This window comes from Hyphomonas oceanitis SCH89, from assembly GCF_000685295.1.
Lineage (GTDB): Bacteria > Pseudomonadota > Alphaproteobacteria > Caulobacterales > Hyphomonadaceae > Hyphomonas > Hyphomonas oceanitis.
Genome location: NZ_ARYL01000171.1, coordinates 1 through 448, shown reverse-complemented (window position 1 = coordinate 448; position 448 = coordinate 1). Strand labels below are relative to the sequence as shown.

Here is a 448-nt window from a genome sequence, read left to right as displayed (position 1 = left end):
GGCGGATCAGATCGATCAGCGATCGTATTGCGGAATCCATCAAAGATTATGATTGCGACACCAATGACGATCGCGACGTCCGCCAGATTGAATGTTGGCCAGTGATACCCGTTGATATGGATGTCGAGGAAATCGGTAACGGCACCATCCACCAGCCGGTCCACAGCATTTCCCAACGCTCCCCCAATGATAAGCCCGATCCAAATAGCTTCAGTCTTGGTCGTGGCGCGCCACAGCCGCATCGACAGATAAGCTGAAATGCCCAAAGCGACAGCGGCGAGCAGCCAGGGCGCCCAGTCGCTCTGCGAACTCAGAAGCCCAAAACTGACCCCGTGATTAAATCCGAGCCTGAAGTCGAAGAATGGCAAAAGGTTTATCAGACCACCTGCTTTTGTGAGCGCCGAAAACATCAACGCTTTGCTGGCCAAATCCAGAGCAAAAACAAAAA

At 52.7% G+C, this 448-nt stretch carries 1 protein-coding gene; it reads right to left on the bottom strand.

The window, feature by feature from the left end; genetic code table 11:
- On the bottom strand, nucleotides 1-448 hold a 448-nt coding region (lspA, locus tag HOC_RS20780; RefSeq protein WP_035542812.1), incomplete at both ends, for a signal peptidase II.